This is a genomic window from Pseudomonas prosekii (assembly GCF_900105155.1).
In the GTDB taxonomy this organism is placed as follows: domain Bacteria; phylum Pseudomonadota; class Gammaproteobacteria; order Pseudomonadales; family Pseudomonadaceae; genus Aquipseudomonas; species Aquipseudomonas prosekii.
On record NZ_LT629762.1, the window covers coordinates 2,847,053 to 2,868,662 of the forward strand.

Consider the following 21,610-nt stretch of genomic DNA (forward strand, 5'->3'; position numbering starts at 1 on the left):
GGTTTTATCCCCCGCCAAAATTTCCCCGAAGAAACAGCTGGCTAACAGTCGAGTGGCACATGCCACTCGGCTGCCAGCGGTGTCACCGGTAACCCGCGTGCAGCGATTTTATACAGCACGCGCAGGCCGCCATTCGATCGCTGCAACAGCCGCGTCGAACCGATAATCCAAGCCACCCCGGCGTGCGATACCTTGACCGGTTTGGTCGGATTTTTATGGACGTTGTGCAACGTCAATATCGCCAATCCGATGTTCCACAACATGAAACGCCGAATGCCCGCATGCCTGCCAGGGATGAGCAGCGCGTAGTCCAGTGCCCGTTGCAAATGCGAGTGGGCGGTGCCAATGAGCTCGTCAACCGCCTGCGCGTAGAGCAATTCATTGGGCGCGGATTGCACTTGCGACAACTCGACGCCGTGCCTGGCCAGCAAGTCCTGCGGCAACCAACTGATCCCGCGTTTACGGTCGTCCGCCTGATCCTTGAGGATATTGGCCAATTGCAAACCCATGCCGAACGACAGGGCCAAGTGATGCAGCTTGGCTTTGTGCGGCAATAGCGTCGGGTCGTAATCGATGAACAGATCGGTCAGCAGCGTTCCGACAACGCCGGCCACGCAATAACAATAACGGTCGAGATGCTGGTGAGTCGCCAAGCCCTGAACCCCGGCATTCTCCTGAAACTCGCTCATGCCTTCGGTCATCACCTTCACGCAATCAAAAATCGCCGTGCGATGCGAAGCCTTCAGGCTGTGGAATACGCTCAACACCTCAGGCAGGTGCCGGACCAGATCGCGTTCAGCCAGCGGCGTCTGTTCTGTCAGTTGCTCGCTCAAGTCTTCGCTGAAACGCCGCGGATCCGCGCCACCGGCTAACGCATTGAGGAACCCGTCTTCGTAATGGTGTTTCTGCCGAACGCTGAGCCCAGGCTCGTCTTCGATGGTGTCGGCGATCCGGCACAGCAAATACGCATTGGCGACGGCGGGGTAGAGCTCGGCGGGCAGTTGCGGGATGGTCAGGGCAAAGGTGCGCGACACTTGCGTGAGGATTTGATCCTGGTAAACCACCGGATCAATCTGCAAACCGGCCTGTGCGCGGGATTTCCAGTGTTCGAGCGCGCACGCCGGGGCCAGCAGGATGGTCTTGAACCACACGGTAAACACTTGCGGCTCGGCGTCGATCCAGCGCAGTAATTCCGCGGTTTCGATCCAGCGCGCCTGCGCCGCTTCTTCGGGATTGAGCTGCAGTTCACCGTCAAAGCGGCCAATGTAAATGTGATCGAACTCGTGCTCGATCAGATCGCCCGGCACTTCAGCCTTGTAGATCAGGGTCGTGACTTCCTCCAGCACACAATCAAACCCCATCTCCTCGCCGAGCCGGCGATGCGCCGCTTGCGCGGTGGTTTCGCCCGGGCGCGGATGGCCGCAGCATGAATTGGTCCACAGCCCGGCCGAGTGATATTTGCTCTGCGCGCGTTGTTGCAGAAGCAAACGCCCGTGGCGGTCGAAGATGAACAGCGAAAACGCGCGATGCATCAGCCCTTCACGGTGAATTGCCATTTTGTGGCCAGTACCGATTTGCTGATCGTTCTGATCCACCAGTATCAGGGACTCTTCCATGGCTTCAATCCACCTCAAACGCTGAAATCCGGGCCAGCAGCACGCGGTCGCGAGCGGGAGCCAATAACGTGCAGTACAACCCATAGCCGCAGGTCTGCCAATCTTAAACGGCGCTTGACGAAGTTTCGCCAATAGGTTTTGATTGCTTCCGTTATCTTTCGAATCGAAACTTAGTAGCCAATGTCCAAGCGCAACACACCTCAACGTCGCCACAACATCCTCGCCTTGCTCAATGAGCAGGGCGAAGTCAGTGTCGACGAGTTGGCCAAGCGTTTCGAAACCTCGGAAGTGACGGTTCGCAAAGACCTCGCCGCCCTTGAAAGCCATGGGCTGCTGCTGCGCCGTTACGGTGGCGCGGTGACGATGCCACAGGAATTGGTGGCGGATCTCGGTCAACCGATTTCCAAATACAAACAAGCCATCGCTCGCGCCGCTGTCACGCGGATTCGCGAGCATGCGCGAATCATCATCGACAGCGGCAGCACCACCGCCGCGATGATCCCGGAACTGGGGCAACAACCCGGTCTGGTGGTGATGACCAACTCCCTCAACGTGGCCAGCGCTTTGAGCGATCTGGAGCACGAGCCGGTGCTGTTGATGACCGGCGGCACTTGGGACCCGCATTCCGAGTCCTTTCAGGGGCAGGTGGCGGAGCAGGTACTACGCTCTTACGATTTCGACCAGTTGTTCATCGGTGCCGATGGCATCGATCTGGTCCGCGGCACCACGACCTTCAACGAACTGCTGGGTTTGAGCCGCGTCATGGCTGAAGTCGCCCGCGAAGTGGTGGTGATGGTCGAGGCCGACAAGATCGGCCGCAAGATTCCCAACCTGGAGCTGCCCTGGAGCAGCGTCCATACCCTTATTACCGATGATCGCCTGCCGCAAGAGGCACGGGATCAGATACAGGCTCGCGGAATCAATTTGATCCTCGCGGCTGTCAGTCAGGAGAAATAACATGTGTGGCATTGTCGGCGCAGTCGCAGAACGTAACATCACCGCCATCCTCGTCGAAGGCCTCAAGCGCCTCGAATACCGTGGTTATGACAGCGCCGGTGTGGCGGTCTTCACCAACGACGGGATCCTTGATCGCGTGCGTCGTCCGGGCAAGGTCAGCGAGCTCGATATGGCGCTGGAAGCGGCGCCTTTGGTCGGTCGTCTGGGCATCGCCCACACCCGTTGGGCCACCCACGGCGCGCCGTGCGAACGCAACGCGCACCCGCATTTCTCCGGGCAGAACCTGGCAGTGGTGCACAACGGCATCATCGAGAACCACGAAGCCCTGCGCGAACAATTGAAGGCTCAGGGTTACGTGTTCTCCTCGGACACCGACACCGAAGTCATCTCGCACCTGCTGGCGCACAAGCTCAAGGATCTGCCGGATCTGGCCACCGCACTCAAAGCTACCGTCAAAGAACTGCACGGCGCTTACGGTTTGGCAGTGATCAGCGCTGATCAGCCAGACCGTCTGGTCGCAGCACGCAGCGGCAGCCCGCTGGTAATTGGTTTGGGCATGGGCGAAAACTTCCTCGCTTCCGACCAATTGGCGCTGCGTCAGGTGACTGACCGCTTCATGTACCTGGAAGAGGGCGATATCGCCGAGATTCGCCGCGACAGCGTGCAGATCTGGGACCTTGACGGTCAACTCGTCGAGCGCGAAACCGTGCAGTACGGCGACAACGCTGAATCCGCCGAAAAAGGCGAGTTCCGTCACTACATGCTCAAGGAAATCCACGAGCAGCCTTCGGTCGTGCAACGCACGCTGGAAGGTCGCCTGAGCCAGCAACAAGTTTTGGTAGAAGCGTTCGGCCCGGAAGCGCCGGAGTTGTTCGCCAAAGTGCGCAATGTGCAGATCGTTGCCTGCGGCACCAGCTACCACGCCGGTATGGTCGCGCGTTACTGGCTCGAAGAACTGGCCGGCATCCCGTGCCAGGTTGAAGTCGCCAGTGAATTCCGCTACCGCAAAGTAGTGGTGCAGCCCGACTCGCTGTTCGTGACCATTTCGCAGTCCGGCGAAACCGCCGACACCCTGGCCGCCCTGCGCAACGCCAAGGAACTGGGTTTCCTCGCCAGCCTGGCCATCTGCAACGTCGGCATCAGCTCGCTGGTGCGTGAATCCGACCTGACCCTGCTGACCCAGGCTGGCCGCGAAATCGGCGTGGCTTCGACCAAAGCCTTCACCACCCAGCTCGTCGGCCTGCTGTTGCTGACCCTGTCCCTCGGCCAAGTGCGCGGCACCCTGGCGGCGGGCATGGAAGCAACCCTGGTGGAAGAACTGCGTCGCCTGCCGACCCGTCTCGGCGAAGCCCTGGCGATGGACAGCACCGTGGAAAAAATCGCCGAACTGTTCGCCGACAAGAACCACACCCTGTTCCTCGGCCGTGGCGCGCAATACCCGGTGGCGATGGAAGGTGCCCTGAAGCTCAAGGAAATCTCCTACATCCACGCCGAAGCCTACCCGGCTGGCGAACTGAAACACGGCCCGTTGGCGCTGGTCGACAACGACATGCCGGTGGTCACCGTGGCGCCGAACAACGAACTGCTGGAGAAGCTCAAATCCAACCTCCAGGAAGTCCGCGCGCGTGGCGGCGAGCTGATCGTCTTCGCTGACGAAAAGGCTGGCATGAGCAACGGCGAAGGCACCCACGTGGTGCAGATGCCGCACATCCACGACATCCTGTCGCCGATCCTCTACACCATCCCGTTGCAGTTGTTGTCGTACTACGTGGCGGTGTTGAAAGGTACAGATGTCGATCAGCCGCGTAACTTGGCCAAGTCGGTGACTGTGGAATAAGTTATTCACAGCTGATGCCGAAACAAAAAAAACCGCAGCGTTGGCTGCGGTTTTTTTTTGCTGTGAAATCCAGGTGTGAGCTACCTCAAGTCCACCAATACCGAACCAGATGAAAGAAGATCGGTGCCGCGAAACACACCGAGTCCAGCCGATCCAGCATCCCGCCGTGACCTTCGATCATGTGCCCCCAATCCTTCACGCCCCGATCGCGTTTGATCGCCGACATGACGATCCCGCCGGCAAAGCCGAGCAAGTTGATCAGCAGTGCAATCAGGAACGACTGCCACGGGTTGAACGGGGTGGTCCACCACAGCGCTGCGCCGATCAATGAGGACAGGAGCACGCCGCCGACGAAGCCTTCGACGGTTTTCGAGGGCGAGAGGTTGGGGGCGATTTTGTGTTTGCCGAACAACTTGCCGCACACGTACTGCAACACGTCGGACAGTTGCACGACGATCACCAAGTAGGCGATCAGCAGCAGGTTGCGTCCTTCGTAACCGGCGATGTCGAGGGTCAGCAGTGCCGGCACGAACGACACGCAGAAAACCGCGATCATCAGACCCCACTGCACTTTCGACGCGCGTTCGAGGAAGTGCGTGCTGTCGCCGCCGAGCGAGGCGAGGATTGGCAGCAGCAGGAATACGTAGACCGGAATGAAGATCGAAAACAGTCCGTACCAGTCGAAATAGATCAGCAAATATTGCAGCGGCAACGCCAGGTAAAACGCGGCAACGAGCGCCGGGTAATCGCTGCGGCGCGTCGGCGTGAGCGTGAGGAATTCGCGCAACGCGTAAAACGACACGGCGTAGAACAGCAAGATTACCGCGCCGGTGCCGAGCCAGAAGGCGATGCCGATCACGACCACCATCACCCACCAGGCGTTGATGCGCGCATTGAGGTTTTCCACCACGGCGTTCGGCGTGCCGCGAGTGCGCAGTTTGAGGATCAGGCCGATCACCGAGGCCAGCACCAGAATCAGGCCGATCCCGCCGAACAGCATCAGGGTTTGTCTATCCATGTCAGGAATGCTCCGGGGCGAGGGCCAGCAGCGCTTCGCGGCTGCGGGTGAGGAATTGCTCTTTGCTCTCGTCCGCGTCCAATTGCAGCGGCGCGCCGAAACTGGTGGTGCACAGCAGCGGCAGTGGCAGCACGCGGCCCTTTGGCATGACGCGATTGAGGTTGGCGATCCACACCGGGATCAGTTGCGCCTGTGGGTAACTTTTCGCCAAGTGATACACGCCGCTTTTGAACGGCAGCAAACCGTCCTCCAGATTGCGTGTGCCTTCGGGGAAGATGATCAGCGAGTGACCTTGCTCCAGCGCATCAAGCATTGGCTGCAACGGGTTATCTACAGGGTCTTTGCGCTCGCGGTCGATCAGCACGCCGTTGAACACGCGGCTGATGATGTAGCGGCGCAGCGCACTTTTGTTCCAGTAATCGCTGCCGGCCACCGGGCGCGTGAGTTTGCGCAGGGCGGGTGGCAGCGAGGCCCACAGCAGCACGAAGTCGCCGTGACTGCTGTGGTTGGCGAAATAAATCCGCTGCACCGGTTCTGGCGCGCAGCCCATCCACAGGCTGCGAGCGCCGGTGACGGTGCGGGCCATGGAGGTGATGAGGGTGGCGACCACGGGTTCGAACATAACGATTTCCTTATCCGGCGAAAGACAGCCAAGGGCTGGCAAGGATTACCGCCACGGTGGGCAGCACCTGCGCGGCGAGTAGGACAGCTTGATTGCGCAGCAGTTTCAGCGCCCCGCGTTGACGTTCCGGCCAAGGTCGACCGGCGCGATCCGCCGGTTGCAGACCCAGGTTTTGCAAAGCTTGATCGAGCGCTGACGTGCGCTGCGCCAACGCCAACGCCTGAGCATCTGCATCGGCATCGGCACCGCCATCACGCGCCATCAACGCAAAAAGATCAGCGTCGAAGGCGACCCGAAACGCCCAATATTTTTGCCACAGTCCGGTAACGATCAGCCAGACACTGAGGATCAACCCCAGCGCCAATGGCGTAACCAGCAGCCATTGCAGCAGACCGAACAACACACCGAGCACTGTCAGCCCTGTGGATAACTGATCCAGCGAACGGCCGCGACGCAGCAGGCTGGCGACCACGTGCAATTCGACCTCAACTGGCATACGCGTTCTCCAGTGCCTGGCGATGCGCCGTGTGCAACACCACGCGCGGGCGGGCGGCCCGGATCATCGCCACTGCGGCATCGACCGAGGTCGCGCGGCCGCTGTGCAACAACCACGCGGCAACCGCCGTGGCGCTGCGCGAATAACCCAAAGCGCAGCACACCAGCAACGGGCCTTGTTGACGCAATTGTTCGATAGCTTGCGCGGCGGCCAGGCATTGCTCGGCGCTGGGCGCAGTCAGGTCGAGGACCGGGAGGCTTTTATAGGCGCGACCCTGTGGATTCAGCGGCAGCTCGGCGCACAGATCAACTATCGCTTTAAAGGGCTGCAATTGATCGCCATCGGGCAAACGGCCGAGCCAAACGTTATCCACAACCTCGTTGGGCTGTGGATGTTTGTACGTCCACAGCCGCGAGTTGATCCACGCCGCCGCCGTATAGGGCGCAAACAACCAGCGCGCGGCAGGGCTCAAACGCCCATCGGCGCGTTTCTGAAAACCGTCGGCGTCGAGCACCGCGTAATTCAGCGCCACCAAGAACAGCGCCACCGCCGGCCAGATCAGCCACAACCAACCGCCGCCCAAACCAAACGCCGGGATTGCGAAAATCGCAGCGCCGAACAAATAACGCAGCGCCAGCCGCCAGCGCTTCGGGTCTTTGGCCAGACGCACACTGCGCAGCGGGCTTGAGTGTTCCAGCGGCCACAACCACACGCACAGCCAACCGGCGAGGGCGCCTGTGGGTAAGTCGATAAAGTGATGTTGATAAGTGGTCAGCACCGAAATGCCGATCAGCGCGAACCAGCCGTGCACCAACCAGCGCCATACGCCCTGGAAATGGCGTTGATAGATGACCCACAGAATCACCAGCAGCGCGATGTGCAGCGACGGCGCCTGATTGAACGGTTTGTCGAAACCGGCCAGCACCGCGAACAGCCAACCAAACACGCCGTCGAGTTCCGGCCGCTCGAAAGTGAAACGCAGCGGCCAGATCAGGAAGCAACTGACCGCGATCACCTGCGCGCTGAGCAGCCGCAACGCGTGGCGTTTGAGTTCGTGGCGGGTGTTGGGCAACAGCAGCGAAAATCCGTAGAGCAGGTCAATCGTCCAGTAGGGCACGATGGTCCACGCCCAGAAAGGCATGGCCGTTTCCCACTCGAACACGTACGTGCCGACGTCGCTGCGCTGGGTGGTGTACCACGTGGCAAAACCGTAACTGGCGAAAAACAGCGGCGCCAGCACCAGCAGCCAGAGCACCGCCGGTTTCAGTAAGCCTGGCTCTCTTGGGGCGTCGAGCATCATTGCACCCGTTGCGCGAGGGACACGGTGAAGATCCCCCATTCATCCACCCGTTGCGTGATCTTGCGGAAACCCGCCGCTTCGACCAATTGGTCCATTTCCGCTTGGCTGCGCCGACGCATCACCCACGCCTGGCCCTGACGGTGGCTGGTGAGCGCGCGGGCAATCAGCTCCAATTGCGGGTGCCACGGCTGCCCGGTGTAAACCAGATAACCGCCGGGCTCCACGGCTTCGGCAAGACCTGCCAGCGAACCGCCGACCATCGCGTTGTCGGCGAACAATTCATACAAACCGGAAACCACTGCCAACGTCGGTTTTGGCTCCAGCGCTGCCAGATCAGCGCGGTCAAAGGCGTCGCCCTTCACAAACTGCGCGATGTCGCCAAGGCCTTTATCGCGGATCAGCGCACCGCCGTCGCGCACGTTGATGTCGCTGTAATCGCGCAACAGGATCGATTCCGGCAGCGGGCTGACGCCCTGCAGCGCTTCAAGAATGTAGCGCCCGTGACCCGCGGCGATGTCGACGATGCGCACCGGGCGACCTTCGTCGCGCAGTTTGCCCATGGTCAGGCGCAGCAGTTCTTCGACGTTGATTTTGCGTTGGCGAATGCCGCGCCAGCCGATCGAGTTCAGGTAGTTCTGATCGATCATCCGCCCGAGCCCGCCCTTGCCGGTCGGCTGGTTGCGATAGACGTAATCCAGCGTGCTGCCGGAGTCGAAACCGGTGTCGAAACCGAGTTTCACGCCTTCCGACAATTTGCTGCCCAGGCGCATGCTGGCGCGGGTCATGCGCCAGTACAGGTCGCGCAACGAGTTGTGCGGCAGCGGCGCGGCGAGGGATTCGGATTCGGCGCAGGTCAGGCCGATCTTGTCGGCGTCGAGCAAGGATGCGCGGTCCAGCGGGTAGTCGAAGTTTTGCAGGATGAAGCGCTTGGCGCTGGCCACCGCCACGGCGCGATCACGTTCGCCGAGGGTGTCGTGGAAGAAGCCCGGCAGGATGTGTTTCTCTTTTTTCAGGCTGCCGAGGCGTTCGAAAAACTGTTCCTGCGGTTTGCGGTGGACGACGAAGTCCGAGCCGGAGATCAGCAGTTGCGTCGGCACTTGAATCGCCTGGGCATCGGCCACCACACGGTCGGCGGCTTCGTACAAGCCGAGCAACACGTTCACCGAAATCGCCTTGGTGATCAGCGGATCGCTGTCGTAGGAGGCGACGCGTTCCGGGTCGTGGCTGAGGAATTTGGCTTTCACGTAGCTGTTGACGAAAAAGTTGCCGCGAAACTTGCGCATCAGCCCCAGGCCCGAACGCGCAAACGGCACGTAGAGCTTGACCTTGAACGCGGGCGAAGCGAGCACCAGCGAGCGGATGCGCGGCGCGTAATCGTGAACCCAGGTCGAAACAATCACCGCGCCGACGCTCTGCGCGATCACCGCCATGTTCTCTTCGGCAATCTGGTGAGTCGCGCTCAGGTGATCGCAGAAGGTCTGCACGTCACGCACGCTGGTGGCGAAACTCGGGCTGTCGCCGCGCGCGCCGGGCGATTGGCCGTGGCCGCGCGCATCCCAGGCAAAAAAGTCGAAACCGGGCAGGTCGAGTTCATCGACCAAGTGGGCTATGCGCCCGGAATGCTCGTGGCCGCGATGGAACAGCAGCACAGCTTTGCGCGGCTCATCGGGATTGGCGGATGTGGCTGGCCAATGCCGGTAGAACAACTCAACGCCGTCGTGGGTGATGAAGGTCTGCTGCTGGGTTTCGCGCATTGCATGTTCCTTATGCTAAAGATCCGAATGAGGGCTTACGCCGAGGGTACGTTTACCTGCACTTCTTTCAGGCCTTGGCGGACCCGGTTGACCAAGGTGTAAGCCAGCAGGACGGCGACCACCCCAAACACGACATTTATCCACAACGCGCTGATCCAGCCAAGTGCGATGCCGGTGGCCAGCACGCCGAGCACAAACGCCCGATCACTTTTGCCCATCGGCCCGTCATAGCGTCGCGACGCGCCCACCATCGGCCCGAGTACGCCACTGTACTCGCTCAACAACGCCAGCAGCGTGACCGCCAGCACAATCAACAGGCTGACGTCGGCGATCAACGCGAACGGCAGGATCAGCGCGCAATCGGCGACGATATCGCACAGCTCATTGAGGTAGGCGCCGAGACGCGACTGCTGGCCGAATTCGCGGGCGAGCATGCCGTCGATGGCATTCAGCGCCATGCGCAGGATCATCCACACCGGGATCAGCGCAAACACCCACGCATGCTCGGCAAAACCGGCGACCGCGATGCCGACCACTACCGAAATGACCCCGGCGAGCACGGTGATCTGGTTGGCGGTGGTGCCGTTATCGAACAAACGTTGCACCAGCGGTCGCAGCAGATTCTGGAACGCCGGTTTGAGTTGGTAAATGGAGGGCATTGGCAGAGGGTTCTCGGGCAATTGAAAGCGTGAGCGTTCAGGGTTATACGTCACAATTATCAGATTGCCAGTAAAACCGCATGGGGCATTTTCTTCCAGCGTAAAACCGCGCGGTCGGGCAATCTCGGGCTCGGGCCTTTTAGTGTTCAGGAGTTGATCGATGGACCGTTTCCAGGAAATGCAGGTGTTCGCCGCGGTCGCTCAGGATCAGGGCTTTTCCGCAGCGGCGCGGCGTTTGGGCATGTCGGCGGCCAGTGTGACGCGCGCGGTGGCGGCGCTGGAGCAACGCCTCGGCACTTCGCTGCTGACGCGCACCACGCGCAGCGTGCATTTGAGCGAGTCGGGCCAGCGATACCTGGAAGATTGTCGGAGAATTCTCGCCGAGGTGCAGGAAGCCGAGGATTCCGCCGCAGGCAGCCACGCGCAACCGCGTGGGCAACTGACCGTGACCGCGCCAGTGTTGTTCGGCGATTTGTTCGTGACGCCGATGATGGTCGGCTATCTGAATCAATTCCCGGAAGTGACGGTCAATGCCCTGCTGGTCGATCGGGTGGTGAGCATGGTCGAGGAGGGCATCGATGTCGCGGTGCGCATCGGCGAATTGCCCGACAGCAACCAGCACGCGATCCGCGTCGGCGAAGTGCGCCGGGTGATCTGCGCTTCACCGGGCTATCTGCAAACCCATGGCCGACCGCAACATCCGCAAGACCTGAGCGGCGCCCCGGTCGTCGCCACGTCGGCGATCGGCCAGTTGCGCGCGTGGCCGTTTCTCGACCAGGGCCAGCCGCTCAGCGTGCGCCCGGAACCGCGCTTGGTGGTGACGTCCAATCAAGCCGCAGTGACGGCGGCGTGCCTCGGGTTGGGGCCAACGCGAATGTTGTCGTATCAAGCGGCGGGTAAAGTCGCCAGCGGTGAACTGGAGATTGTCCTGGCGGACTTCGAATTGCCGCCGCAACCCATTCACGTGGTGTACCAGGGCGGGCGCAAGGCATCGGCGCGGGTGCGCAGTTTTGTCGATTTCGCCGTGAAAACACTGCGTGCAAACTCTGCATTGTCCTGACCACCGAAAGCCCCTCTGTAGGAGCGAGGCTTGCCCGCGAAAACGGTTTCGGATTCACCCCATGGGTTGGCTGTGAGAACGCCTTCGCAGGCAAGCCTCGCTCCTGCGCAAAAGCGTTATTGCGCGCACTGAAATAATCGATTGCGGATGCTGGTGATTCTGTTGTTTTGCCCATAGGCAGATGATGGCCGCCATCGGTGCTGCTCATTTCTTGAACGGCGCCATCACCCAGCGGAGTCGCTCATGAACGCCATCAAGCTTTACAACTTTCCCCGCTCCGGCCACGCGCACCGCGCCGAGTTGATGCTGTCGCTGCTGCAACTGCCGACCGAATTGATCCTCGTTGACCTCGCCAAAGGCGCGCACAAACAACCCGAGTTCCTCGCGATCAACCCGTTTGGCCAAGTGCCGGTGCTCGATGATCAAGGCGTGGTGCTGGCGGATTCCACCGCGATCCTGGTGTATCTGGCGCAAAAATATGGCAACGGCCAGTGGCTGCCGACTGACCCCGAAGGTGCGGCCAAGGTCCAGCGCTGGTTGTCGGTAGCGGCCGGGCAAATCGCTTTCGGCCCCGCCCGCGCCCGGTTGATCACCGTGTTTGGCGCGCCGTACAACGCTGACGAAGCGATCAGCCGTTCGCATGACTTGCTCAAAGTGGTTGATCAGGAATTGGCCAACAGCGACTTCCTGGTAGGCAATCAGCCCACCATCGCCGACGTCGCCGCCTACAGCTACATCGCCCACGCGCCGGAAGGCAATGTCTCGCTCGACGACTACGCCAACGTGCGTGCCTGGCTGGCGCGGATCGAAGCCTTGCCGGGTTTTGTCGGCATGCCGCGCACCGTCGCCGGCCTGCAACAAACTGCCTGATTGCCAGCTGTTCACGTTGCGCCAAGCGCGCAAGGGAGACGCCGTAATGGAACATTCACCGTGGCACGCTGGCGAACGCCAATTGCAGGAACAGGTCGGTGTTGCCGAGCGAATGGAAACCCTCGGCCGTCGGGTGATTCGCAGCGAGATGCCGGACCAGCACCGTCAGTTCTATCAGCAATTGCCGTTCATGCTGTACGGCGCGGTGGATGCTGATGGCCATCCGTGGGCCAGCGTCATGGAGGGTGCGCCGGGTTTTGTCCAGTCGCCAGATGCCGCCCGTTTGCAGTTCGCCAGCCTGCCGGCGGCGGATGATCCCGCGCAATTGAGCGCTGGCGCGGCCATCGGCCTGCTCGGCATCGAGTTGCACACCCGTCGGCGCAACCGCATGAATGGCCGGGTCGGCGCGATGTCTGCGAATGGCTTCGAGGTCGCGGTGGAGCAGTCGTATGGCAATTGCCCGCAATACATTCAATTGCGCCAGTTCCGCTCGGTGCCGCTGGCCGATCCTTCGACGCGTATCGCCGAACGCCTCGACCAACTGGATGACGCCGCGAGAGCGATGATCGCCCAGTCCGATACCTTGTTTGTCGCCAGTTATGTCGAGGTCGACGGCGTGCGTTCGGTGGATGTTTCCCATCGCGGCGGCCAGCCCGGTTTTGTGCGCATTGAAGGCAATCGCCTGACCATTCCGGACTTTTCCGGCAACCTGTTTTTCAACACGCTGGGCAATCTGCTGGTCAATCCGCGCGCGGGTTTGCTGTTTATCGACTTCAATAGCGGCGATGTGCTGCAACTCGGTGGCCGCACCGAAATCATCCTCGACGGTCCGCAAATCGAGGCGTTCCAGGGCGCCGAGCGTTTGTGGACATTTGACGTTGAACGGCTGGTGCGCCGGCCAGCGGCGTTGGCCCTGCGCTGGCGTTTCGACGGCATGTCGCCGAACAGTCTGATGACCGGGACCTGGGAGCAGGCCGCCGCGCGCTTGCAGGCTCAGGCCTTGGGCGATGCCTGGCGGCCGCTGCGGGTGACGCGGATCGAAGCCGAGAGCCAGAATATCCGCTCGATTTACTTTGAACCTGCCGATGGCGCCGGGTTGCCGGTGTTCCAGGCCGGGCAGCATTTGCCGCTGCGCTTCAAGATTGGCGACCAGACGCCTATCCGCACTTACAGTTTGTCGAGCGCGCCGTCGGATGACTTTTTTCGTATCAGCGTAAAACGTGACGGGCTGGTGTCGTCGCACCTGCATGAGCTGATCAAGGTCGGCGATGTGCTGGAGGCCCGCGCGCCGCAGGGGCATTTCACCGTGGCGCCACATGAGCGGCGGCCGTTGGTGCTGTTGGCGGCGGGCGTCGGCATCACGCCGTTGCTGTCGATGCTGCGCGAGGTGGTTTATCAGGGCTGGCGCACGCGGCATATTCGGCCGACGTGGTTTTTCCAGAGTTCTCGCAGCCTGGCGGATCAGCCCTTCCGCGCAGAGTTGGACCGCTTGCTTGAAGGGGCCGGGGACAAGGTTCGGGTCCTGCGTTTGCTCAGCCAACCGGAAGCGGACGCGCGCGAGGGCGAAGACTTTGACCTGACCGGGCGCATCGACACGGCGCTGCTGCTTACGATGCTTGAGGGTGAGGACTACGACCAGGTGGACTTTGTCCTCTGCGGACCGGGCAGTTTTACCCAGGGTTTGTACGACAGCCTGCGCGAGTTGGACATCCGCGATTCGAACATTCATGCCGAAACGTTCGGCCCTTCGACATTGCGCCGTCGCCCGGACCCGGACGCGATTGTCATCGAGCAACCGCCTGCCGCGACTACGTCGGTGTCGGTAGTGTTCGAGCGCTCAGCCAAAGAAGCGCGCTGGCAACCGGACGGCGGCAGTTTGCTCGAGCTGGCAGAGAGCCGTGGCTTGAACCCGGAATTCAGCTGCCGCGGCGGCTCGTGCGGCACCTGCAAAACTCGGCTGATCAGCGGCGAGGTGAATTATCCACAGCCACCGGCCGAAGTGCCGGAAGCGGGGCACGTGCTGATCTGCTGCGCCATCCCGGCGAAAAGCTCGGAACCGTTGGTGCTGGATCTTTGATCAACGCAAAATCCCGCAACCACACAAAACCCTGTAGGAGCTGAGCTTGCTCGCGATAGCGTTGGATCAGTCGACATCATTGTTGAATGTCAGGCCGCCTTCGCGAGCAAGCTCGGCTCCTACAGGGGCGGGGGAGGCCGTAGGTACGCCAGCGAATCAGGCGTACGACAGCGATTTCTCTTCCAGCAGTTCCTGATACAGCGCCGACCATTTGCGGCCCATTTCTTCGGCGGTGAACAATTGCCGATACCGCGCTTCGGCTTTCGCGCCCATTTGCGCGGCGAGCAGCGGGTTTTCCCACAGCGTGCGCATCGCTTCGCGGAACGCCTGCGGGTTGCTCGGCGGCACCACCAGCCCGGTTTCGTTATTGATGTTGATGTAACTGGTGCCGGTGCCGATCTCGCTGGAGATCATCGGTTTGCCATACATCGCGCCTTCGAGCAGCGAAATACCGAACGCTTCCGAGCGCAGGTGTGAGGGGAAAACGATGGCGTAGCTCAATTGCAGCAGCGCCACTTTGTCCTCATCGCCGAGCCGTCCGAGGAAGTGAATATTGCGCAGACCCAGCGCCTGGGCCTGGGCGTGCAGTTCGATTTCCAGCGGGCCGGCGCCGACGATCACCACCGGGTAATCCACCTCTTTCAAGGCGTCGAGCAAAATGTGCAGGCCTTTGTAGTAGCGCATCACCCCAACGAACAGAAAAAACTTATCCCCAAGCTTCTGCCGCCAATCTGCCATGCGTGCGGTGTCGGGCTGTGGATAACCTGACTTGTCGAGGCCATAGGTGATGACCCGGGTCTTGTCCTGGAACTTTTGCAGCACGTCGCTGGTGTGCAGATAGTTGGGTGAAGCAGCGACGATGCGGTCGGCGCTGGCGAGAAAACGGTTCATCAGCGGCCGATAAAGTTTGAGCAAGGTTTTCTGGCGAATGATGTCCGAGTGATACGTCACCACGCTGGGTTTGCGCGTGCCGCTGGCGAAGTGCACCACGTCCATGAACGGCCAGGGGAAGTGATAGTTGACTACGTCAGCCTCGGCGGCCAATTCGCGAAATTTCTTGAAAACGCTCAGCGAGAAACCAGTGGAAGCGAATTGCAGATCGAGTTTGGCCCGATGCACTTCATGGTGGCCGACTTGCACCACGGGCGGTGTCGGGTCGCTGCTCAGGGACAACACCTGACCTTCGATGCCTTGCTGAGCGCAGCTTTCGCACAGTTGAAAAATCACCTGTTCGATCCCGCCAACCGTATCGGGCATCGACGTTTTGTAAAAATGCAGAACGCGCATCTAACCTCCCAAAGCCTGGCGGTAAGCGCGGGCGGTGATCTGCGCGCAACGCTCCCAGGAAAATGCTTTCGCTTGCTGCAACCCTGCTTCACGGCAGGCCTGCCAGTGCGTTTTATCGTCGATCAACCGGCTCATCGCCTCGCGCAAGCCGTGCGGATCATCCGCATCAATGTAATTGCCGGCCTCGCCGGCGACCTCCGGCATCGCCGAATGGCCCACCAGCACCACCGGCGTGCCGCTGGCCATGGCTTCCAGCACCGGCAGGCCGAAGCCTTCGTAAATCGACGGAAAAACCAGCGCACGCGCGCCGGCCAGCAATTGCGCGACCTGCTCGTCCGGCAAGTAGCCGAGCAAACACACATGGCCGGCGGCCAACGCCTGGCGCAGTTCTTCGCTGAAGTGCTCGCGTTGCCAGCCCGCCATGCCGACGATCAATAAAGGGAAACGCTGGCGCTGTGCTTCCGGCAGCAAGGCGTGGGCGCGCAGGGCCAAATTAAGGTTTTTGCGCGGCTCCAGCGTGCCGACGCAAAGGAAATACTCGCGCGCCTCGACGCCGTGTGCCTTGAGCACCGGATCGATCTCGGCGGCCTCGCGCGGATGGAAACGCGCCGCCACGCCCAGCGGCGCGACGATGAAACGCTCGGCCGGCAGGGCGAAATACTCGCGCGCTTCGTCGGCAATAAACTGCGAGTCGGTCAGAATCAGCCGCGCTTGCTCGACGCCATCAGCCAGCCGCCGCTCGATTTCACGCAAGCGCGCCGCCGGTTGCGTTTGCGGGTAATGCAGATGCGTGAGGTCGTGCAGGGTGATAACGGTCGGGCCGTCGAACGACAGCGGCCACAGACTCGGTTCGTGATAGAGGTCGATCGACTGCGAGCGGCCCTGATCGAAGCGTTTCTGCGTCAACCAGCGCCGCGCCTGATAGGCCCCGGGAATCTGCCGCAGCAACGGCGTCAGCCGCGAATAACCGGGCAGCGCTGCCTCGGGCAATGACGTGCTCCAGCCCCAGCCGTGGAACAACGAAAGTTCGACGTCCGGCTCGGCGGCGAGGGCGCCCACCAGCTCGGCGACGTAATGGCCGATGCCAGTGCGCGGCGCTTGCAGGATCCGCGCGTTAAGGGCAATTCGCATGCTGGCTCTCGGGTTGCTGACGCTGCTGTTCAGTTTCGAACTCGGGCTCGGGTTCGGGCTGGGACTCGGACTCGGACTCGGACAGCGGCCTGTTGAGGTTGCGCTCGATGCGCTCGACCAATTGCGCGCTCGCTTCACGCCAGCTCAGCCAACGCCATTGCGCCAGGCCCAGCGCCGCCGGGAACACGCCGCTGCGCTCCATGTCGGTGACCAGATCGGTCAGGCTCTGCGGCTCGGCCAGATCGAAATACGCCATGTAGTCGCCGCCGATTTCGCGGAACACCGGAATGTCGCTGCCCATTGCCGGCAAACCGCGCTGCATGGCTTCCACCAGCGGCAAACCGAAGCCCTCGACGTAGGACGGAAACACCAGCGCCGTGGCGTGCGAGTAAGCGTGCTCCAGGCTGCGGTCGGACAGTGTGTTGAACATGAACAAGCGGCGGTTCAGCTCGGGATGCTCGCGGATGCGCTCGACCAGCGCGTCGCACTTCCAGCCAATCTTCCCGGCGATGCACAAGCGCGCCGTCGAGCCGGCGGCCCACGCGCGTTCGAAGGCGTCGAGCAGGTAAGCGTGGTTTTTCCGTGGCTCGATGGTGCTGACCATCAGGAACACCGGCTCCGGTGTCTTGAACATCTGCAACAAGCCGCGATCGACTTCCGCGCGCGCATCGCTCAAGTCCAGTTCGGAGCCCAGGTGAAAGTAGTCGAACCAGCGCTGCTGCACCTGTTGCGGGCCGACGCGGCGCAGCATTTCATCGCGGACCTGATCGCGAATCGTCGTCGAAATCGCCACATAACCGTCGGCGGTACGGGCGATCCAGTCGAACCACTCGTTGAACACCTTGACCAGCCCGGCGTCGCAAAACTGCGGATGGGTCAGCGGGATCAAATCGTAAATCACCGAGACAATGCCGACGCCGTCGCGCTTCAACTGCTCGGCCAACGGGAAGAAGTTGGCGTGCCACGACGAGTCGAGCAGCACCAGTTGATCGCCGGCGCGATGCTGCAACGGCACGCAGCGCTCGGGCACCGGTTTGCCCTTGAGCAGCCGATCGAGCACACGTATCGGCAGGCTCAGACAGGCAAACGCCGCGAGTCGGCACATCACGTAGAGCACGCGGCGGGCGAACTTCGACTCGCGGAACGGGCGCCGCCGTTCCAGCGTGCGGTGGCGCAACCAGAACAGATTGGCCCACTGTTCGAGCTTGACCCGCAGACTGGTCAGGTTGATTTTCGGCGTCTTCAACGGCGCCAGGCTTTTCACCTCGAACAGCGCGCCATCGATCATCACCACCGGAATGCATTCGCGTTGGGCGTCCTTCGCCGGCAGCTGCTGGATGACATTACGCACCACTCGCTGAATCCCCGAGTTGGCATTCGGGTGTTCGAAAACGTAAGTGCATTCCACCAACAATCGAGTCATCGCGTCACCTCCGGGTCAGCTGTCAGCAGCGCATTTTCAGTGGAGCGGGTAATGGTGGTTTGCGCCTCCAGCCACGAGCAACCGACGAAGTCTTCCTGGCGATTATTGATCACGTGAAACACCAGGCCGTAGTCGCGCCATTCGAAGTTGCGATCCAGATGCGAGTCGAGACGCGACAGGCTCAGGGCAATCGAATAATTGCCTTTGCCCAGGCGCATGTCGAAAGCAAACCGGAAGGTCACGCGCTCGCCAGCAGTCAGGTCGGTGATGGCTTTGTCGAGGCGATGCGTGTTGATGCCGTAAATCGCCTGGCCCAAACGGTCCTTGATCATGAACCCGAGGATCAGCCGTTCGATGTCTTCACGAACCTCGGCTTGCACTTCCAGGACCATTGGCTGGCCGACTTCGGCGACTTCGACCGAGCGGCCCTGCGCGTCGAGCAAGCGCACGCTGAGAATCCCCGCTTCACCGGTGCCGGAAATGGTTTGCACCTGACCGTTGGCGAGCATCTCCTGGCGCACGGTCTGGCCTTCGCGCTGGGCGAGCATCGCGTTGTAGTAATCCATGACTTCTTCGGGTTTGCCGCGCATCGCCATGCGCCCGCCTTCGAGCAGGATCGCGGTGTCGCAGATCGACTGAATCGCCGAGCGATCATGCGAGACGATCAGCAGCGTGGTGCCGGCCTTGCGGAAGTTGCGGATGCGGTCGAAGCTTTTGTGCTGGAAATACGCATCGCCGACCGACAGCGCTTCGTCGACGATCAGAATGTCCGGACGGCGCGCGGTGGCGACGCTGAACGCCAGGCGCATTTGCATGCCGCTGGAATAGGTGCGCACCGGCTGATCGATGGCATCGCCGATTTCCGCAAAGCTCTCGATTTCCGCCATCAGTTCTTCGATTTCTTCGACCTGCATGCCGAGCAATTGGCCGGCCATGAACACGTTTTGCCGCCCGGTGAAATCCGGGTGAAAACCCATGCCCAATTCGAGCAACGCCGCTACTCGACCCTGCAGTTGAATCTGCCCGCAAGTCGGTTGCGTGGTGCCGGTGATCATCTTCAGCAGCGTGCTTTTGCCGGCACCGTTGACCCCGACAATGCCCACGGCTTCACCGGGCTGAATCTCGAAATCGACGCCTTGCAGCACCCAGTGCAAATGGTGATGAGTGCCGGAAAACGGCACCAGCCATTCGAGCAGGCGGCTCCAGCGGTTCGGGTATTGTTTGTAGGCCTTGCCCAGGCCACTGACGCGAATATGTCCCATCAGAGTTCGTCCACCATTTCACCGACGCGCTGGCGGAACAGCCGCAGCGCCATGACGCAGAACAGCACGCCGATCACCAGCAACGGGATCAACGACCGCCAGTCCGGCCATTGGTTGTAGAGGAAGACGTTCTGATAACTGGTCATCAGCGCGGTCATCGGGTTGAGGCTGATCACCTGCTGGATGCCCGGTGGCAGGATCGAGATCGGGTAAACGATCGGCGTCAGCCAGAACCAGAATTGCAGGCAGATGCCGAACAATTGCCCGACGTCGCGAAAGAACACATTGAGGATGCCGAGGATCATCCCCAGCCCGGCGGCAAAGATTATTTGCAGCAGCAGCAACGGGATCAGTGCCAGCAACGCCATGCCCGGCAACCGTCCGCTGATCAGCAGGAAACCGAAGAACAGCCCGAGAATGATCGCGAAATTGATGCCCGCATTCAGCAGCGCGATCACCGGCAAACAGATGCGCGGGAAGCTGATTTTCTTCAGCAGGTTGGCGTTTTCGAGAAACATGCTCTGGCTGCGCGTGGTGATTTCCGCGAACAGGCCCCAGGTCAGCAGGCCGGCGCACAAGTACACGCTGTAGGCCAGGCCATCGTCCACGCCGGGCAGGCGCGCGCGCATGATCTGGGAAAAAATCACCGTGTACACGACGATCATCGACAGCGGGTTGAGCACGGTCCACAAGGCCCCGAACAGCGAATTGCGATAACGCGCCTGAAACTCTCGCTTGACGCTGCCGAAGACGAATCCACGGTAATTGCGCAGCGAGCGGTACAGATTAAGCAGCATTCAAACCGTCCTGCCGTATTGGTCTTCGAAGCGGACGATGTCGTCCTCTCCCAGGTATTCGCCGCTTTGCACTTCGATGATCACCAGGTCGATGACGCCGGGGTTTTCCAGTCGATGCTTGTGCCCGGCGGCGATGAACGTCGATTCATTCTTCGCCACCAGGTGCGTGCCGGTGCCGTTGTTGGTGACCTTGGCCATGCCTTCGACGACCACCCAGTGTTCGTTGCGGTGGTGGTGCATTTGCAGCGACAACTTGCCGCCCGGCTTGACCACGATGCGTTTGATTTTGAAACGCGGGCCTTCTTCGAGCACGGTGTAAGTGCCCCACGGTCGGCTGACGGTGCGGTGCAAACGGTAGGCTTCGTGTTTGTCAGCCTTGAGTTGTTTGGCCACGCGACGCACATCCTGCGCGCGGTCGGCGTGGGCCACCAGCACGGCGTCGGCGGTGTCGACGATGATCAGGTTTTCCACGCCGACGGCGGCGACCAGCCGGCCTTCGCTCTGGACGAAGTTGTTGTGGCTGTCGACGAACACCGCGTCGCCGCTGGCGCGATTGTTCTGCGCATCCGGCGCGATCAGTGCGGCCAGCGCGCTCCACGAACCGATATCGCTCCAGTCGAAACCGGCCGGCACGACGACTACTTTGTCCGAGCGTTCCATCAACGCGTAGTCGATGGAAATGTCAGTGATTTCGGCAAACAGCGTCGGCGACAACTCCTGTTGCAGGCAGCCACCGGTTTCTACCGGCGCACTGTCTGCCATGCAGGCGCGGGTCTGTTCCAGCAGTTCGGGCGCGTGCACTTGCAACTCGGCGAGCAGGGTTGCCACCGAGAAACAGAACATCCCCGAATTCCACAGGAAGTGGCCGCTTTCCAGGTAATGCGTGGCGGTTTGCAGGTCCGGTTTTTCGACAAACCGCTGAACCTTGGCAGCGCCGCGATCATCCAGCGGCGCACCGGTCTGGATGTAGCCGAAGCCGGTTTCCGGCGCGGTCGGTTTGACCCCGAACGTCACCAGATAACCGGCGCGGGCCAGCGTCACCGCGTGCTCGACGGCGCTTTGCAGCGCTTCGACATTGACGATCAAATGATCGGCCGGCATCACCACCATGATCGCTTCGTCGCCATGCAACGCTTGCAGCGACAGCGCCGCTGCGGCGATGGCCGGGGCGGTGTTGCGGCCCGTCGGCTCAAGCAGGAAATGCCCGCGATGCCGGGCCATTTGCGCGTCGTGGTAGTGATCCTTGCTCTGGAAGTAATACTCGCGATTGGTCACCGTGACGATATCGCCCCAACCGTCGAGCAGCCCCGCCGCGCGCCGATAGGTTTTGCCCAGCAGCGACTGGCCGTCGGGCAGGGTCATGAACGGCTTCGGATGCCCTTCGCGGGACACCGGCCACAAACGGGTCCCGGCACCGCCGGAGAGGATCACAGGAATCAGCATG

At 61.4% G+C, this 21,610-nt stretch carries 17 protein-coding genes and 1 pseudogene; 5 read left to right on the top strand and 13 right to left on the bottom strand.

Going from position 1 to position 21,610, the window contains the following annotated elements; genetic code table 11:
* Positions 1-41: 41 nt before the first annotated feature.
* Positions 42-1,616 carry an isopentenyl-diphosphate Delta-isomerase gene (gene idi / locus BLU01_RS12865; protein ID WP_092275745.1) on the bottom strand — a complete coding sequence of 525 codons (1,575 nt, stop codon included), beginning with the start codon at positions 1,614-1,616 and terminating at the stop codon, positions 42-44.
* A 180-nt stretch (positions 1,617-1,796) separates the two neighbouring features.
* On the opposite strand from idi, the gene BLU01_RS12870 reads away from it, so the two are divergent.
* Together BLU01_RS12870 and glmS are read left to right on the top strand one after the other, a co-directional pair.
* On the top strand, positions 1,797-2,573 hold the full coding sequence (locus BLU01_RS12870; protein ID WP_092275748.1) for a DeoR/GlpR family DNA-binding transcription regulator: 777 nt from the start codon (positions 1,797-1,799) through the stop codon (positions 2,571-2,573).
* A gap of 1 nt (position 2,574) precedes the next feature.
* A complete protein-coding gene (glmS, locus tag BLU01_RS12875; RefSeq protein ID WP_092275751.1) occupies positions 2,575-4,410 on the top strand; it encodes a glutamine--fructose-6-phosphate transaminase (isomerizing) in 1,836 nt (611 codons plus the stop codon).
* Between the two features lie 85 nt (positions 4,411-4,495).
* Here glmS and BLU01_RS12880 read toward each other — a convergent pair whose 3' ends face one another.
* The 6 genes from BLU01_RS12880 to BLU01_RS12905 are packed head-to-tail and all read right to left on the bottom strand — an operon-like array spanning position 4,496 to position 10,259.
* Complete coding sequence (locus BLU01_RS12880) at positions 4,496-5,428, bottom strand: phosphatidate cytidylyltransferase (RefSeq protein WP_092275755.1); 933 nt, start codon at positions 5,426-5,428, stop codon at positions 4,496-4,498.
* A 1-nt stretch (position 5,429) separates the two neighbouring features.
* Positions 5,430-6,050 carry a lysophospholipid acyltransferase family protein gene (locus tag BLU01_RS12885; RefSeq protein ID WP_092275758.1) on the bottom strand — a complete coding sequence of 207 codons (621 nt, stop codon included), beginning with the start codon at positions 6,048-6,050 and terminating at the stop codon, positions 5,430-5,432.
* Positions 6,051-6,060: 10 nt separating this feature from the next.
* Positions 6,061-6,546, bottom strand: a complete 486-nt coding sequence (locus BLU01_RS12890) for a hypothetical protein (protein ID WP_092275761.1) — start codon at positions 6,544-6,546, stop codon at positions 6,061-6,063.
* The gene (locus BLU01_RS12895) at positions 6,536-7,846 is read right to left on the bottom strand and encodes a phosphatase PAP2/dual specificity phosphatase family protein (protein WP_092275764.1); all 1,311 of its coding nucleotides are present in this window, start codon (positions 7,844-7,846) and stop codon (positions 6,536-6,538) included. Before BLU01_RS12895 ends, BLU01_RS12890 begins: the two co-directional genes overlap by 11 nt.
* Positions 7,843-9,600, bottom strand: coding sequence for a bifunctional alpha/beta hydrolase/class I SAM-dependent methyltransferase (locus tag BLU01_RS12900; RefSeq protein WP_092275768.1), 1,758 nt, complete (start codon positions 9,598-9,600; stop codon positions 7,843-7,845). Before BLU01_RS12900 ends, BLU01_RS12895 begins: the two co-directional genes overlap by 4 nt.
* Positions 9,601-9,635: 35 nt before the next feature.
* Positions 9,636-10,259, bottom strand: a complete 624-nt coding sequence (locus BLU01_RS12905) for a CDP-alcohol phosphatidyltransferase family protein (protein ID WP_092275771.1) — start codon at positions 10,257-10,259, stop codon at positions 9,636-9,638.
* Between the two features lie 160 nt (positions 10,260-10,419).
* Between BLU01_RS12905 and BLU01_RS12910 the strand changes: the two genes are divergently transcribed.
* The 3 genes from BLU01_RS12910 to BLU01_RS12920 all read left to right on the top strand — a co-directional run bounded on the left by BLU01_RS12910 (position 10,420) and on the right by BLU01_RS12920 (position 14,266).
* The gene (locus tag BLU01_RS12910; protein WP_092275774.1) at positions 10,420-11,319 is read left to right on the top strand and encodes a LysR family transcriptional regulator; all 900 of its coding nucleotides are present in this window, start codon (positions 10,420-10,422) and stop codon (positions 11,317-11,319) included.
* A 243-nt stretch (positions 11,320-11,562) separates the two neighbouring features.
* Entirely contained in the window at positions 11,563-12,189 is a 627-nt protein-coding gene (locus BLU01_RS12915; RefSeq protein ID WP_092275776.1) for a glutathione S-transferase family protein, read from the top strand.
* A gap of 46 nt (positions 12,190-12,235) precedes the next feature.
* Positions 12,236-14,266 (top strand): pyridoxamine 5'-phosphate oxidase family protein, encoded by a 2,031-nt coding sequence (locus BLU01_RS12920; RefSeq protein ID WP_092275779.1) that lies wholly within the window; start codon positions 12,236-12,238, stop codon positions 14,264-14,266.
* Positions 14,267-14,422: 156 nt separating this feature from the next.
* Here BLU01_RS12920 and BLU01_RS12925 read toward each other — a convergent pair whose 3' ends face one another.
* The 6 genes and pseudogenes from BLU01_RS12925 to BLU01_RS12950 form a co-directional block, all read right to left on the bottom strand.
* Entirely contained in the window at positions 14,423-15,553 is a 1,131-nt protein-coding gene (locus tag BLU01_RS12925; RefSeq protein ID WP_092275782.1) for a glycosyltransferase family 4 protein, read from the bottom strand.
* The gene (locus BLU01_RS12930; protein ID WP_092275785.1) at positions 15,554-16,684 is read right to left on the bottom strand and encodes a glycosyltransferase family 4 protein; all 1,131 of its coding nucleotides are present in this window, start codon (positions 16,682-16,684) and stop codon (positions 15,554-15,556) included.
* A gap of 64 nt (positions 16,685-16,748) precedes the next feature.
* Positions 16,749-18,107, bottom strand: a pseudogene (locus BLU01_RS12935) (glycosyltransferase family 4 protein); the annotation flags it as partial.
* Positions 18,104-19,369 (bottom strand): ABC transporter ATP-binding protein, encoded by a 1,266-nt coding sequence (locus tag BLU01_RS12940; RefSeq protein WP_092275791.1) that lies wholly within the window; start codon positions 19,367-19,369, stop codon positions 18,104-18,106. The gene BLU01_RS12940 and the pseudogene BLU01_RS12935, both read right to left, overlap by 4 nt.
* Positions 19,369-20,166: an ABC transporter permease gene (locus BLU01_RS12945; protein WP_092275794.1), complete on the bottom strand. Its 798-nt coding sequence runs from the start codon at positions 20,164-20,166 to the stop codon at positions 19,369-19,371. The genes BLU01_RS12940 and BLU01_RS12945 overlap by 1 nt, the downstream gene beginning before the upstream one ends.
* Positions 20,167-21,609 (bottom strand): mannose-1-phosphate guanylyltransferase/mannose-6-phosphate isomerase, encoded by a 1,443-nt coding sequence (locus BLU01_RS12950; protein ID WP_092275797.1) that lies wholly within the window; start codon positions 21,607-21,609, stop codon positions 20,167-20,169. It lies immediately after the preceding gene.
* Between the last annotated feature and the right edge of the window lies 1 nt (position 21,610).